The organism is Marinoscillum sp. HNIBRBA16962 (assembly GCF_057801515.1).
This window is the reverse complement of sequence record NZ_CM173603.1, coordinates 5,185,503-5,203,031: the sequence shown is the minus strand read 5'-3', so window position 1 is coordinate 5,203,031 and position 17,529 is coordinate 5,185,503. Positions and strand designations below refer to the sequence as shown.

General features: G+C 51.2%; 1 protein-coding gene. It reads right to left on the bottom strand.

Annotated features, from left to right (window positions below; all coding sequences use genetic code 11):
* Window positions 1–52: 52 nt before the first annotated feature.
* Window positions 53–17,434, bottom strand: a complete 17,382-nt coding sequence (locus tag AC3E9V_RS21665) for a T9SS type A sorting domain-containing protein (protein WP_488750257.1) — start codon at window positions 17,432–17,434, stop codon at window positions 53–55.
* Between the last annotated feature and the right edge of the window lie 95 nt (window positions 17,435–17,529).

Genomic DNA, 17,529 nt, shown 5'->3' with positions numbered 1-17,529 from the left:
GCCATTGATCCGATACCAGATCAATGGCTTTCTTTATTCAGACAGGTAAATCTTACTTGGTGATCATGATCCTGTTTTTAATCACATTATGCTCAGACCGGATCAGGTAGTAGTAGATACCAGATGGCACTTTTCTATTTTCGTTGAAGGGTGCTGTATATCGGGTGCCTTTTTCCACCCATCCGTCAAAGACAGTTTCGACAAGCGACCCGGTCATGTCATAGATCTCTACTCTCACATTTCCTTTTGCCGGGCTCCTGAATGAAATGTTGATCATACTCTCAGACGGGTTAGGAGAAGCAGAGTATTCCCATGACTCTTCGGCGGAGATACTGGTGTTGCTGACTTCTCTGGTAGAAGTACTTTGTACACTAGTCGTAGAAGTAGAAGCATCCAGGGTCACTGAGCATGGAGATATAGTAGAACATCCATTGGTAATATCAGTGACTTCTACACTGATCGAAACTGAGCTTCCACTACTTCCGGCCACATAAGTGAGGGTGTTCGTGTTTTGTCCCGAAGTGATCCCCCACCCATTGTCATTCGGAGAGATGGTCCACTGGTAGCTGTAATCTGCATCGAAAGTCGTACTGATTGTATTACTGGAACCCCCTGCAACAGAAGTATTGTTTTCCACATTCAGGCTGCAGGCAGGCGTGGTCTGGTCAAAGCCTATGGTCACCTCCTGCGGACTGCTTTCACATCCGTTGATGGTGTTTTTGGCAATGACGCTGTAGACTCCCGGGGTGGTGATGGTCACCGGATTTTCCCCTTCGGTAAACCCATCCCATGTGAAGATGGTGTTTGCTGTCGTGGAGCTGGCCGTAAGTATGACTTCCTCGTTTTCACAGGTTATGGTGCTGTGGTTGGCCACCGCTGTGAGGTTAGGTGTGGTCTGGTCAAAGCCTATGGTCACCTCCTGCGGACTGCTTTCACATCCGTTGATGGTGTTTTTGGCAATGACGCTGTAGACTCCCGGGGTGGTGATGGTCACCGGATTTTCCCCTTCGGTAAACCCATCCCATGTGAAGATGGTGTTTGCTGTCGTGGAGCTGGCCGTAAGTATGACTTCCTCGTTTTCACAGGTTATGGTGCTGTGGTTGGCCACCGCTGTGAGGTTAGGTGTGGTCTGGTCAAAGCCTATGGTCACCTCCTGCGGACTGCTTTCACATCCGTTGATGGTGTTTTTGGCAATGACGCTGTAGACTCCCGGGGTGGTGATGGTCACCGGATTTTCCCCTTCGGTAAACCCATCCCATGTGAAGATGGTGTTTGCTGTCGTGGAGCTGGCCGTAAGTATGACTTCCTCGTTTTCACAGGTTATGGTGCTGTGGTTGGCCACCGCTGTGAGGTTAGGTGTGGTCTGGTCAAAGCCTATGGTCACCTCCTGCGGGCTGCTTTCACACCCGTTGATGGTGTTTTTGGCAATGACGCTGTAGACTCCCGGGGTGGTGATGGTCACCGGATTTTCCCCTTCGGTAAACCCATCCCATGTGAAGATGGTGTTTGCTGTCGTGGAGCTGGCCGTAAGTATGACTTCCTCGTTTTCACAGGTTATGGTGCTGTGGTTGGCCACCGCTGTGAGGTTAGGAGTGGTCTGATCAAAGCCTATGGTCACCTCCTGCGGACTGCTTTCACACCCGTTGATGGTGTTTTTGGCAATGACGCTGTATACTCCCGGGGTGGTGATGGTCACCGGATTTTCCCCTTCGGTAAACCCATCCCAGGTGAAGATGGTGTTTGCTGTCGTGGAGCTGGCCGTAAGTATGACTTCCTCGTTTTCACAGGTTATGGTGCTGTGGTTGGCCACCGCTGTGAGGTTAGGTGTGGTCTGGTCAAAGCCTATGGTCACCTCCTGCGGGCTGCTTTCACACCCGTTGATGGTGTTTTTGGCAATGACGCTGTATACTCCCGGGGTGGTGATGGTCACCGGATTTTCCCCTTCGGTAAACCCATCCCATGTGAAGATGGTGTTTGCTGTCGTGGAGCTGGCCGTAAGTATGACTTCCTCGTTTTCACAGGTTATGGTGCTGTGGTTGGCCACCGCTGTGAGGTTAGGAGTGGTCTGGTCAAAGCCTATGGTCACCTCCTGCGGGCTGCTTTCACACCCGTTGATGGTGTTTTTGGCAATGACGCTGTATACTCCCGGGGTGGTGATGGTCACCGGATTTTCCCCTTCGGTAAACCCATCCCATGTGAAGATGGTGTTTGCTGTCGTGGAGCTGGCCGTAAGTATGACTTCCTCGTTTTCACAGGTTATGGTGCTGTGGTTGGCCACCGCTGTGAGGTTAGGTGTGGTCTGGTCAAAGCCTATGGTCACCTCCTGCGGGCTGCTTTCACACCCGTTGATGGTGTTTTTGGCAATGACGCTGTATACTCCCGGGGTGGTGATGGTCACCGGATTTTCCCCTTCGGTAAACCCATCCCATGTGAAGATGGTGTTTGCTGTCGTGGAGCTGGCCGTAAGTATGACTTCCTCGTTTTCACAGGTTATGGTGCTGTGGTTGGCCACCGCTGTGAGGTTAGGTGTGGTCTGGTCAAAGCCTATGGTCACCTCCTGCGGGCTGCTTTCACATCCGTTGATGGTGTTTTTGGCAATGACGCTGTAGACTCCCGGGGTGGTGATGGTCACCGGATTTTCCCCTTCGGTAAACCCATCCCATGTGAAGATGGTGTTTGCTGTCGTGGAGCTGGCCGTAAGTATGACTTCCTCGTTTTCACAGGTTATGGTGCTGTGGTTGGCCACCGCTGTGAGGTTAGGAGTGGTCTGGTCAAAGCCTATGGTCACCTCCTGCGGACTGCTTTCACACCCGTTGATGGTGTTTTTGGCAATGACGCTGTAGACTCCCGGGGTGGTGATGGTCACCGGATTTTCCCCTTCGGTAAACCCATCCCATGTGAAGATGGTGTTTGCTGTCGTGGAGCTGGCCGTAAGTATGACTTCCTCGTTTTCACAGGTTATGGTGCTGTGGTTGGCCACCGCTGTGAGGTTAGGTGTGGTCTGGTCAAAGCCTATGGTCACCTCCTGCGGACTGCTTTCACATCCGTTGATGGTGTTTTTGGCAATGACGCTGTAGACTCCCGGGGTGGTGATGGTCACCGGATTTTCCCCTTCGGTAAACCCATCCCATGTGAAGATGGTGTTTGCTGTCGTGGAGCTGGCCGTAAGTATGACTTCCTCGTTTTCACAGGTTATGGTGCTGTGGTTGGCCACCGCTGTGAGGTTAGGTGTGGTCTGGTCAAAGCCTATGGTCACCTCCTGCGGGCTGCTTTCACACCCGTTGATGGTGTTTTTGGCAATGACGCTGTAGACTCCCGGGGTGGTGATGGTCACCGGATTTTCCCCTTCGGTAAACCCATCCCATGTGAAGATGGTGTTTGCTGTCGTGGAGCTGGCCGTAAGTATGACTTCCTCGTTTTCACAGGTTATGGTGCTGTGGTTGGCCACCGCTGTGAGGTTAGGAGTGGTCTGATCAAAGCCTATGGTCACCTCCTGCGGACTGCTTTCACACCCGTTGATGGTGTTTTTGGCAATGACGCTGTATACTCCCGGGGTGGTGATGGTCACCGGATTTTCCCCTTCGGTAAACCCATCCCAGGTGAAGATGGTGTTTGCTGTCGTGGAGCTGGCCGTAAGTATGACTTCCTCGTTTTCACAGGTTATGGTGCTGTGGTTGGCCACCGCTGTGAGGTTAGGTGTGGTCTGGTCAAAGCCTATGGTCACCTCCTGCGGGCTGCTTTCACACCCGTTGATGGTGTTTTTGGCAATGACGCTGTATACTCCCGGGGTGGTGATGGTCACCGGATTTTCCCCTTCGGTAAACCCATCCCATGTGAAGATGGTGTTTGCTGTCGTGGAGCTGGCCGTAAGTATGACTTCCTCGTTTTCACAGGTTATGGTGCTGTGGTTGGCCACCGCTGTGAGGTTAGGAGTGGTCTGGTCAAAGCCTATGGTCACCTCCTGCGGGCTGCTTTCACACCCGTTGATGGTGTTTTTGGCAATGACGCTGTATACTCCCGGGGTGGTGATGGTCACCGGATTTTCCCCTTCGGTAAACCCATCCCATGTGAAGATGGTGTTTGCTGTCGTGGAGCTGGCCGTAAGTATGACTTCCTCGTTTTCACAGGTTATGGTGCTGTGGTTGGCCACCGCTGTGAGGTTAGGTGTGGTCTGGTCAAAGCCTATGGTCACCTCCTGCGGGCTGCTTTCACACCCGTTGATGGTGTTTTTGGCAATGACGCTGTATACTCCCGGGGTGGTGATGGTCACCGGATTTTCCCCTTCGGTAAACCCATCCCATGTGAAGATGGTGTTTGCTGTCGTGGAGCTGGCCGTAAGTATGACTTCCTCGTTTTCACAGGTTATGGTGCTGTGGTTGGCCACCGCTGTGAGGTTAGGTGTGGTCTGGTCAAAGCCTATGGTCACCTCCTGCGGGCTGCTTTCACATCCGTTGATGGTGTTTTTGGCAATGACGCTGTAGACTCCCGGGGTGGTGATGGTCACCGGATTTTCCCCTTCGGTAAACCCATCCCATGTGAAGATGGTGTTTGCTGTCGTGGAGCTGGCCGTAAGTATGACTTCCTCGTTTTCACAGGTTATGGTGCTGTGGTTGGCCACCGCTGTGAGGTTAGGAGTGGTCTGGTCAAAGCCTATGGTCACCTCCTGCGGACTGCTTTCACACCCGTTGATGGTGTTTTTGGCAATGACGCTGTAGACTCCCGGGGTGGTGATGGTCACCGGATTTTCCCCTTCGGTAAACCCATCCCATGTGAAGATGGTGTTTGCTGTCGTGGAGCTGGCCGTAAGTATGACTTCCTCGTTTTCACAGGTTATGGTGCTGTGGTTGGCCACCGCTGTGAGGTTAGGTGTGGTCTGGTCAAAGCCTATGGTCACCTCCTGCGGACTGCTTTCACATCCGTTGATGGTGTTTTTGGCAATGACGCTGTAGACTCCCGGGGTGGTGATGGTCACCGGATTTTCCCCTTCGGTAAACCCATCCCATGTGAAGATGGTGTTTGCTGTCGTGGAGCTGGCCGTAAGTATGACTTCCTCGTTTTCACAGGTTATGGTGCTGTGGTTGGCCACCGCTGTGAGGTTAGGTGTGGTCTGGTCAAAGCCTATGGTCACCTCCTGCGGGCTGCTTTCACACCCGTTGATGGTGTTTTTGGCAATGACGCTGTAGACTCCCGGGGTGGTGATGGTCACCGGATTTTCCCCTTCGGTAAACCCATCCCATGTGAAGATGGTGTTTGCTGTCGTGGAGCTGGCCGTAAGTATGACTTCCTCGTTTTCACAGGTTATGGTGCTGTGGTTGGCCACCGCTGTGAGGTTAGGAGTGGTCTGATCAAAGCCTATGGTCACCTCCTGCGGACTGCTTTCACACCCGTTGATGGTGTTTTTGGCAATGACGCTGTATACTCCCGGGGTGGTGATGGTCACCGGATTTTCCCCTTCGGTAAACCCATCCCAGGTGAAGATGGTGTTTGCTGTCGTGGAGCTGGCCGTAAGTATGACTTCCTCGTTTTCACAGGTTATGGTGCTGTGGTTGGCCACCGCTGTGAGGTTAGGTGTGGTCTGGTCAAAGCCTATGGTCACCTCCTGCGGGCTGCTTTCACACCCGTTGATGGTGTTTTTGGCAATGACGCTGTATACTCCCGGGGTGGTGATGGTCACCGGATTTTCCCCTTCGGTAAACCCATCCCATGTGAAGATGGTGTTTGCTGTCGTGGAGCTGGCCGTAAGTATGACTTCCTCGTTTTCACAGGTTATGGTGCTGTGGTTGGCCACCGCTGTGAGGTTAGGAGTAGTCTGATCAAAGCCTATGGTCACCTCCTGCGGGCTGCTTTCACATCCGTTGACGGTGTTTTTGGCAACGACGCTGTATACCCCTGGTGTGGTGATGGTCACCGGATTTTCCCCTTCGGTAAACCCATCCCATGTGAAGATGGTGTTTGCTGTCGTGGAGCTGGCCGTAAGTATGACTTCCTCGTTTTCACAGGTTATGGTGCTGTGGTTGGCCACCGCTGTGAGGTTAGGAGTGGTCTGGTCAAAGCCTATGGTCACCTCCTGCGGACTGCTTTCACATCCGTTGATGGTGTTTTTGGCAATGACGCTGTAGACTCCCGGGGTGGTGATGGTCACCGGATTTTCCCCTTCGGTAAACCCATCCCATGTGAAGATGGTGTTTGCTGTCGTGGAGCTGGCCGTAAGTATGACTTCCTCGTTTTCACAGGTTATGGTGCTGTGGTTGGCCACCGCTGTGAGGTTAGGTGTGGTCTGGTCAAAGCCTATGGTCACCTCCTGCGGGCTGCTTTCACACCCGTTGATGGTGTTTTTGGCAATGACGCTGTAGACTCCCGGGGTGGTGATGGTCACCGGATTTTCCCCTTCGGTAAACCCATCCCATGTGAAGATGGTGTTTGCTGTCGTGGAGCTGGCCGTAAGTATGACTTCCTCGTTTTCACAGGTTATGGTGCTGTGGTTGGCCACCGCTGTGAGGTTAGGAGTGGTCTGATCAAAGCCTATGGTCACCTCCTGCGGACTGCTTTCACACCCGTTGATGGTGTTTTTGGCAATGACGCTGTATACTCCCGGGGTGGTGATGGTCACCGGATTTTCCCCTTCGGTAAACCCATCCCAGGTGAAGATGGTGTTTGCTGTCGTGGAGCTGGCCGTAAGTATGACTTCCTCGTTTTCACAGGTTATGGTGCTGTGGTTGGCCACCGCTGTGAGGTTAGGTGTGGTCTGGTCAAAGCCTATGGTCACCTCCTGCGGGCTGCTTTCACACCCGTTGATGGTGTTTTTGGCAATGACGCTGTATACTCCCGGGGTGGTGATGGTCACCGGATTTTCCCCTTCGGTAAACCCATCCCATGTGAAGATGGTGTTTGCTGTCGTGGAGCTGGCCGTAAGTATGACTTCCTCGTTTTCACAGGTTATGGTGCTGTGGTTGGCCACCGCTGTGAGGTTAGGTGTGGTCTGGTCAAAGCCTATGGTCACCTCCTGCGGGCTGCTTTCACACCCGTTGATGGTGTTTTTGGCAATGACGCTGTATACTCCCGGGGTGGTGATGGTCACCGGATTTTCCCCTTCGGTAAACCCATCCCATGTGAAGATGGTGTTTGCTGTCGTGGAGCTGGCCGTAAGTATGACTTCCTCGTTTTCACAGGTTATGGTGCTGTGGTTGGCCACCGCTGTGAGGTTAGGTGTGGTCTGGTCAAAGCCTATGGTCACCTCCTGCGGACTGCTTTCACATCCGTTGATGGTGTTTTTGGCAATGACGCTGTATACTCCCGGGGTGGTGATGGTCACCGGATTTTCCCCTTCGGTAAACCCATCCCATGTGAAGATGGTGTTTGCTGTCGTGGAGCTGGCCGTAAGTATGACTTCCTCGTTTTCACAGGTTATGGTGCTGTGGTTGGCCACCGCTGTGAGGTTAGGTGTGGTCTGGTCAAAGCCTATGGTCACCTCCTGCGGGCTGCTTTCACACCCGTTGATGGTGTTTTTGGCAATGACGCTGTATACTCCCGGGGTGGTGATGGTCACCGGATTTTCCCCTTCGGTAAACCCATCCCATGTGAAGATGGTGTTTGCTGTCGTGGAGCTGGCCGTAAGTATGACTTCCTCGTTTTCACAGGTTATGGTGCTGTGGTTGGCCACCGCTGTGAGGTTAGGTGTGGTCTGGTCAAAGCCTATGGTCACCTCCTGCGGACTGCTTTCACATCCGTTGATGGTGTTTTTGGCAATGACGCTGTAGACTCCCGGGGTGGTGATGGTCACCGGATTTTCCCCTTCGGCAAACCCATCCCATGTGAAGATGGTGTTTGCTGTCGTGGAGCTGGCCGTAAGTATGACTTCCTCGTTTTCACAGGTTATGGTGCTGTGGTTGGCCACCGCTGTGAGGTTAGGTGTGGTCTGGTCAAAGCCTATGGTCACCTCCTGCGGGCTGCTTTCACATCCGTTGACGGTGTTTTTGGCAACGACGCTGTATACCCCTGGTGTGGTGATGGTCACCGGATTTTCCCCTTCGGTAAACCCATCCCATGTGAAGATGGTGTTTGCAGTCGTGGAGCTGGCCGTAAGTATGACTTCCTCGTTTTCACAGGTTATGGTGCTGTGGTTGGCCACCGCTGTGAGGTTAGGAGTAGTCTGATCAAAGCCTATGGTCACCTCCTGCGGACTGCTTTCACATCCGTTGACGGTGTTTTTGGCAATGACGCTGTATACCCCTGGTGTGGTGATGGTCACCGGATTTTCCCCTTCGGTAAACCCATCCCATGTGAAGATGGTGTTTGCAGTCGTGGAGCTGGCCGTGAGAATGACTTCCTCGTTTTCACAGGTTATGGTGCTGTGGTTGGCCACCGCTGTGAGGTTAGGAGTAGTCTGATCAAAGCCTATGGTCACCTCCTGCGGGCTGCTTTCACATCCGTTGACGGTGTTTTTGGCAATGACGCTGTATACCCCTGGTGTGGTGATGGTCACCGGATTTTCCCCTTCGGTAAACCCATCCCATGTGAAGATGGTGTTTGCAGTCGTGGAGCTGGCCGTAAGTATGACTTCCTCGTTTTCACAGGTTATGGTGCTGTGGTTGGCCACCGCTGTGAGGTTAGGAGTAGTCTGATCAAAGCCTATGGTCACCTCCTGCGGACTGCTTTCACATCCGTTGACGGTGTTTTTGGCAATGACGCTGTATACCCCTGGTGTGGTGATGGTCACCGGATTTTCCCCTTCGGTAAACCCATCCCATGTGAAGATGGTGTTTGCAGTCGTGGAGCTGGCCGTGAGAATGACTTCCTCGTTTTCACAGGTTATGGTGCTGTGGTTGGCCACCGCTGTGAGGTTAGGAGTAGTCTGATCAAAGCCTATGGTCACCTCCTGCGGGCTGCTTTCACATCCGTTGACGGTGTTTTTGGCAACGACGCTGTATACCCCTGGTGTGGTGATGGTCACCGGATTTTCCCCTTCGGTAAACCCATCCCATGTGAAGATGGTGTTTGCAGTCGTGGAGCTGGCCGTAAGTATGACTTCCTCGTTTTCACAGGTTATGGTGCTGTGGTTGGCCACCGCTGTGAGGTTAGGAGTGGTCTGGTCAAAGCCTATGGTCACCTCCTGCGGGCTGCTTTCACATCCGTTGACGGTGTTTTTGGCAACGACGCTGTATACCCCTGGTGTGGTGATGGTCACCGGATTTTCCCCTTCGGTAAACCCATCCCATGTGAAGATGGTGTTTGCAGTCGTGGAGCTGGCCGTGAGAATGACTTCCTCGTTTTCACAGGTTATGGTGCTGTGGTTGGCCACCGCTGTGAGGTTAGGAGTAGTCTGATCAAAGCCTATGGTCACCTCCTGCGGGCTGCTTTCACATCCGTTGACGGTGTTTTTGGCAACGACGCTGTATACCCCTGGTGTGGTGATGGTCACCGGATTTTCCCCTTCGGTAAACCCATCCCATGTGAAGATGGTGTTTGCTGTCGTGGAGCTGGCCGTAAGTATGACTTCCTCGTTTTCACAGGTTATGGTGCTGTGGTTGGCCACCGCTGTGAGGTTAGGAGTGGTCTGATCAAAGCCTATGGTCACCTCCTGCGGGCTGCTTTCACATCCGTTGACGGTGTTTTTGGCAACGACGCTGTATACCCCTGGTGTGGTGATGGTCACCGGATTTTCCCCTTCGGTAAACCCATCCCATGTGAAGATGGTGTTTGCTGTCGTGGAGCTGGCCGTAAGTATGACTTCCTCGTTTTCACAGGTTATGGTGCTGTGGTTGGCCACCGCTGTGAGGTTAGGAGTGGTCTGATCAAAGCCTATGGTCACCTCCTGCGGGCTGCTTTCACACCCGTTGATGGTGTTTTTGGCAATGACGCTGTATACTCCCGGGGTGGTGATGGTCACCGGATTTTCCCCTTCGGTAAACCCATCCCATGTGAAGATGGTGTTTGCTGTCGTGGAGCTGGCCGTAAGTATGACTTCCTCGTTTTCACAGGTTATGGTGCTGTGGTTGGCCACCGCTGTGAGGTTAGGTGTGGTCTGGTCAAAGCCTATGGTCACCTCCTGCGGGCTGCTTTCACATCCGTTGATGGTGTTTTTGGCAATGACGCTGTAGACTCCCGGGGTGGTGATGGTCACCGGATTTTCCCCTTCGGTAAACCCATCCCATGTGAAGATGGTGTTTGCTGTCGTGGAGCTGGCCGTAAGTATGACTTCCTCGTTTTCACAGGTTATGGTGCTGTGGTTGGCCACCGCTGTGAGGTTAGGAGTGGTCTGGTCAAAGCCTATGGTCACCTCCTGCGGACTGCTTTCACACCCGTTGATGGTGTTTTTGGCAATGACGCTGTAGACTCCCGGGGTGGTGATGGTCACCGGATTTTCCCCTTCGGTAAACCCATCCCATGTGAAGATGGTGTTTGCTGTCGTGGAGCTGGCCGTAAGTATGACTTCCTCGTTTTCACAGGTTATGGTGCTGTGGTTGGCCACCGCTGTGAGGTTAGGTGTGGTCTGGTCAAAGCCTATGGTCACCTCCTGCGGACTGCTTTCACATCCGTTGATGGTGTTTTTGGCAATGACGCTGTAGACTCCCGGGGTGGTGATGGTCACCGGATTTTCCCCTTCGGTAAACCCATCCCATGTGAAGATGGTGTTTGCTGTCGTGGAGCTGGCCGTAAGTATGACTTCCTCGTTTTCACAGGTTATGGTGCTGTGGTTGGCCACCGCTGTGAGGTTAGGTGTGGTCTGGTCAAAGCCTATGGTCACCTCCTGCGGGCTGCTTTCACACCCGTTGATGGTGTTTTTGGCAATGACGCTGTAGACTCCCGGGGTGGTGATGGTCACCGGATTTTCCCCTTCGGTAAACCCATCCCATGTGAAGATGGTGTTTGCTGTCGTGGAGCTGGCCGTAAGTATGACTTCCTCGTTTTCACAGGTTATGGTGCTGTGGTTGGCCACCGCTGTGAGGTTAGGAGTGGTCTGATCAAAGCCTATGGTCACCTCCTGCGGACTGCTTTCACACCCGTTGATGGTGTTTTTGGCAATGACGCTGTATACTCCCGGGGTGGTGATGGTCACCGGATTTTCCCCTTCGGTAAACCCATCCCAGGTGAAGATGGTGTTTGCTGTCGTGGAGCTGGCCGTAAGTATGACTTCCTCGTTTTCACAGGTTATGGTGCTGTGGTTGGCCACCGCTGTGAGGTTAGGTGTGGTCTGGTCAAAGCCTATGGTCACCTCCTGCGGGCTGCTTTCACACCCGTTGATGGTGTTTTTGGCAATGACGCTGTATACTCCCGGGGTGGTGATGGTCACCGGATTTTCCCCTTCGGTAAACCCATCCCATGTGAAGATGGTGTTTGCTGTCGTGGAGCTGGCCGTAAGTATGACTTCCTCGTTTTCACAGGTTATGGTGCTGTGGTTGGCCACCGCTGTGAGGTTAGGAGTAGTCTGATCAAAGCCTATGGTCACCTCCTGCGGGCTGCTTTCACATCCGTTGACGGTGTTTTTGGCAACGACGCTGTATACCCCTGGTGTGGTGATGGTCACCGGATTTTCCCCTTCGGTAAACCCATCCCATGTGAAGATGGTGTTTGCTGTCGTGGAGCTGGCCGTAAGTATGACTTCCTCGTTTTCACAGGTTATGGTGCTGTGGTTGGCCACCGCTGTGAGGTTAGGAGTGGTCTGGTCAAAGCCTATGGTCACCTCCTGCGGACTGCTTTCACACCCGTTGATGGTGTTTTTGGCAATGACGCTGTAGACTCCCGGTGTGGTGATGGTCACCGGATTTTCCCCTTCGGTAAACCCATCCCATGTGAAGATGGTGTTTGCAGTCGTGGAGCTGGCCGTAAGTATGACTTCCTCGTTTTCACAGGTTATGGTGCTGTGGTTGGCCACCGCTGTGAGGTTAGGAGTAGTCTGATCAAAGCCTATGGTCACCTCCTGCGGGCTGCTTTCACATCCGTTGACGGTGTTTTTGGCAACGACGCTGTATACCCCTGGTGTGGTGATGGTCACCGGATTTTCCCCTTCGGTAAACCCATCCCATGTGAAGATGGTGTTTGCAGTCGTGGAGCTGGCCGTAAGTATGACTTCCTCGTTTTCACAGGTTATGGTGCTGTGGTTGGCCACCGCTGTGAGGTTAGGAGTAGTCTGATCAAAGCCTATGGTCACCTCCTGCGGACTGCTTTCACATCCGTTGACGGTGTTTTTGGCAACGACGCTGTATACCCCTGGTGTGGTGATGGTCACCGGATTTTCCCCTTCGGTAAACCCATCCCATGTGAAGATGGTGTTTGCAGTCGTGGAGCTGGCCGTAAGTATGACTTCCTCGTTTTCACAGGTTATGGTGCTGTGGTTGGCCACCGCTGTGAGGTTGGGAGTGGTGATATTTTCATATACTTCGACAGTAGTATCTGCAACACATCCGTTGAGTGGGTTGGTTACCTCCAATAAGTAAGTTCCACCTGAGGTTATTTCCGGGGAAGATACTGTAGAACTAAAACCTGCTGGGCCGGTCCAATAGAAGGTTGCATCTAATAGGAGGGAAGAAGCATTCAGCGTCACCACTGGATTAGCACAAGTAATAATATCAGGAACGGACACATCCACGTTGGGTGGTAGTGTGTTTTGTTCTACCGTTACATTCGCTTCAGCGCTACAGCTACCGGAGGTTACAGTCAGTGTATAATCACCTGGCGTGTCTACTACTGGGTTTTGTAATGTTGAAACGAACCCCTCCGGGCCTTCCCAACTGTAGGTTGCTCCTGGAGCATCGGAACTACCAGAAAGTGTTACCGAAGTAGCAGCACATGTAATGTCCCCACTCACTGAGGCGGAAAGTGTCATGGCTTCATCGACCGATGTGCCGGTTAGTGTCACATCCTCTACATAATATCGCTCATCATCCCAAGTGTTTCGCAGGCGTATGATTACCTGAAGCGTACTACCGTTAAGGGTAGGAGACAATGCCGTCGCATATCCGGTAGCGGCCGTGTTGGCGTCATCCAGGCCGTAATAATCCTCAAAGAACAGCGTTTCCGTTCCCCCGTCCAGTACATAAGACACTCGAATGTAGTCATCACTATCAAAATCGCCGAGCACCTCACTTCGCAATGAAGCCGAAACAGATACATCTGTCTTGTCTGAAATGTCAATCACCTCAGAGAGCCAGATCCCTTCGTTGGCCGCATCAAAGGAAGCCTTAAATTCATTGTTTTGCACAGAGAAGATGCCCGTGCCCGGGTTTTGGATCGACCAGGCCGTGTTGCCATTGTCAACAATAGTTCCATCTGGATGTGAAAAGTCCTCCACCCAAAAATCACTGGCAGTATCCGTCCCGGCAATTACCTCCACTGACTGGGAGGCTACACATCCATTGACCGGGTTGGTGACAGTAACCGTGTAAGTGCCCGCAGTACTGATTTCTGGATTTTGAGAGGTGCTGGTAAATCCAGCAGGCCCAGTCCATTCGTAAGTTACACCTGCTGTGGAAGACGTAGCGTCGAGTGTGACACTTGAAGTGGTGCAAGACAAGGCTCCAGACACAGAAGCACTCACCCCAGGTTGCAAGGTGTTGGACTCAACCGTCACGCTTGTTTCAGCATTACAGCTGCCTGAACTTACTGTTAATGTATATTCACCAGGCACACTTACCTGCGGGTTTTGGGAGCTTGAAGAATATCCCCCCGGGCCTTCCCAACTGTAGGTTGCTCCTGGGGCATCGGAACTTCCTGAAAGCGTAACAGATGTGGTAGTACATGTCAATGGTCCGCTTACTGATGCAGACGCAGATATGGAACCCGCCGAGCTTCCGGATACGGTCATATTGTCTACAAAATAATATTCATTGCTGCCGGTGGCTCGTGATCTGATGATGACTTGTAGGTTGGAACCACTGAGCGACCCACTCGTTACGGTGGTATATGTGGTGTTGTGACTGTTGATGGCAGCCAGTTTCTCTTTCAACAGTACTTCAGGGCCACCATCGATTTTATAATAGATACGCAGGTAATCCATATAGGTGCCGGAAGCATTCATAACACCCGACCCGTCCACTGCACTTCTTATGCCCATTGATATATGTACATTAGTTTGGCCGGAAATATCAATGCTCTCGGAAGTAAAAGTCCCTTCTCCACTGGTTCCGATAGCGGTGATTCTAAGGGAGTTGTTATTCACGGATATACTTCCAGAACCCGAATTACTGGTTGACCAGGAGGTGCTGCCATTATCAGTTGTAGTTCCATTACTATGTGTAAAATTTTCTTCCCAGAAATTTGTAGAAGAGACACTGATCCCTGTAACGGCCACATTGTCAAGTCGATATATTTCACTACTACCTGTATTGTACTGTCTTACAACTAGCTGGAGTGTACTCCCATTTAATGCCGGGGAGGTGGTGGTTGTCACTGAGAAAGGCCCATCATTATTGTGGTCTATAAAAGGGATCTCGCTCCCTCCGTCCAGGATATAATAAGCCCTGAAATAATCTGAATTGAGGTCCAGACTTCCTTCCCCGAGAACATCCATGGAAATGGTAACATCCGAAAATGCCAAAATATCAATCACTTCAGAAGTCCAAACCGATTCAGACCCGAGATTATTACTTACCAGTTTATTGGAATGTACCCAGGAGCTACCAGAGCCACTATAAGAAAGAGTCCAGGCTGTAGGCCCATTGTCCACCATGTCCCGCTCGTTCAATGCAAACCCTTCTACCCAGATATCTGTCAGGGAACTGCTTGTTCCGGTTACATCAATTGTTTGGGATGACATACAGCCATTGTTTGGATTAGTGGCTGTTACCGTATAAGTGCCCGCTGTGCTGGCCTCTGGATTCTGGGAAGTGCTTGTGAATCCATCGGGTCCGGTCCACTCGTAAGTTACACCTGCTGTGGGGGAGGATGCATTCAGCGTCACACTGGAGGTGATGCAGGACAAGGTTCCTGATGCGGTGGCATCTACCTCAGGTTGCAGGATATCTGCTTCTACCGTTACATTCGCTTCAGCGCTACAGTTACCAGAAGTTACGGTCACTGTATACTCGCCAGGTGTGCCTACTTCAGGGTTTTGTAATGTTGAAGTAAAACCTCCCGGACCAGACCAACTGTAAGTGGCATCTGCGGCATCTGAGCTTCCTGAAAGTGTAACGGATGTAGTGGTGCAGGTTAATGATCCACTTACTGAAGCGGAAACGTACACGATCTCGGCGGTTACTTCCACAGTATCTGTGGCTGTATTTCCATTATTCGGATTTGTAGCAGTTACCACGTAAGTTCCCGCCTCAGTAATTGTGGGGTTTTGCGTAGTTGATGTAAATCCATTGGGTCCCGACCATGACCAGGTAACTCCACTTATGGAAGCTGTTGCTGTCAGGGTCACTTCAGGGTCAGAGCAAGTTATTTCCCCACCTGTAGCGGTAACCAGGAAGGCTTCTCCATTTGACTTGACCAGGATATTGTCAAGCATGTGATGTTCATCTTCCCAGGTATTGAGCATCCGTGCCACTAACTGGATGGTGCTGCCTGATAACCCGTTTTCATAAGCGGTTACAAGGTCACTGGCGGAACCGGTGATTTCTCCGTTAGTAAGCAACGTTTCTGTGCCCCCATCAAGTTTGTAATAAACCCTGATATAATCACTGTTTTCCAGTGCTCCGTAGCTGTATATGTCTGTGGAGATGTCCACACTTTGATGCTGCGATATATCTATCACCTCACTGGTCCAAACAGCTTCTCCTTTGAGGTCCCTTCCCAGTAATCTGGACTGGCGTACATCAAAGTAGCCATTACTACCCATAGAAGTGGCTGATATATCCCTGGACCAGGCAGAACTGCCATTGTCTGAGGTGGCCTGATCACCCAGATCGTTGAATGTCTCATACCATACCAGATCACTGGGCAAGGTGCCTGGTTCACCGGTCACATATACATTATCCAAAGTGTGTTTCTCACCATCAGCACCATTCCTGAAGTGAGCGATGATCTGTAGCTTCTCGCCGGAGATACCTGATGCAGTGGCTGTTACTGGAGAAAAATCGTTGATATTTTTAGCATCATGCAGTGGTATGGGTGGTCCACCATCTACCTGGTAATAAACATTTATCGAGTCGGAAGATTCTAGTTCTCCATCCTCTGCAAGGTCCACCAGCACCCCTACATTTTGATAGTATTTGATATTGATAAGCTCAGAAACCCATAACACTTCGCTGTTTACATGGTGGGCTTCGTATTTGTTATTAATAACTTCAAAATGACCAGAAATACTGGCACCCTGAAGATCCTGGCCCCAACCGGCTTCACCTGCGTGCATGGTGATGCCATCTGGCAAATTATCAAAATCTTCATACCAGATCACATTGAGCAAGCCGTTTGATTTGATCAGGATATTATCCAGTACGTGATGCTCATCTTCCCAGGTATTGAGCATTCGTGCCACCAACTGGATCGTACTGCCTGATAGCCCGTTTCCATAAGCGGTTACAATGTCACTGGCTGAACCAGTGATCTCTCCATTGGTAAGCAATGTTTCTGTTCCTCCGTCGAGTTTGTAGTATAATCTGATGTAATCGCTGCTTTCCAGCGCTCCGTAGCTGTATAGATCTGCAGAGATATCTACACTCTGATGATGAGAGATATCGATAACTTCACTGGTCCACACGGCTTCTCCCTTGAGATCCCATGCCAGTAGCCTGGACTGCCGTATGTCAAATAAACCAGTGCTGCCAACTGAAGTAGCTGATATGTCTCTAGTCCAGGATGAATTGTCATTGTCCACCGTTGTGTTATCCGCCAGGTCATTGAAGGTCTCGTACCATACTACCTGATCACTGGGCCAGGAAACAGATTCTGCGGTGACATTGATGTTGTCAATGGAATGCTTCTCTCCATCAGCACCATTTCTAAAATGAGCAATGATCTGTAATTTTTCTCCGGAGATACCTGATGCTGTGGCAGTCACAGGAGCAAAATCATTCGTATGTTTTGCATTTTGAAGAGGAATAGGTTGCCCTCCATCTACCCGGTAGTATACATTGATAGAGTCTGAAGATTCCAGATCTCCTTCTTCTGCAAGGTCTATTGAAATTCCTACATTCTGGTAGTATTTGATGTTGATGATCTCTGAGACCCACAATACCTCATCGTTTACATGATGAGCTTCATACTTGTTGTTAGTAACCTCAAAATGCCCCGAAACACTGGCGCCCTGAAGGTCCTGGTCCCAGCCTGCTTCACCCGCGTATCTGGTAACACCATCTGGCAGATTATTAAAATCTTCATGCCATATTGTGGTTTGTCCGGTTACGGGAATTGTTTGAAATACCAGGACCGGAATAAATATTGATAAAACATAAAAACGATTCAGGATGCTTGTCTTTAAATAATTTGAAAAGGATAGGATGAGTATCCGGTTCAGAAAAGGCCGGAGTAATCCACTTGCGATAATTGAATTCATCATGTTTCTATTTTGGTGATTAATAAAGTGTGGATCGTTATATCGGTGGGTGGGATATATAACTAATGGTAATAAGTGAGATGGGTATTAGGAGTCAT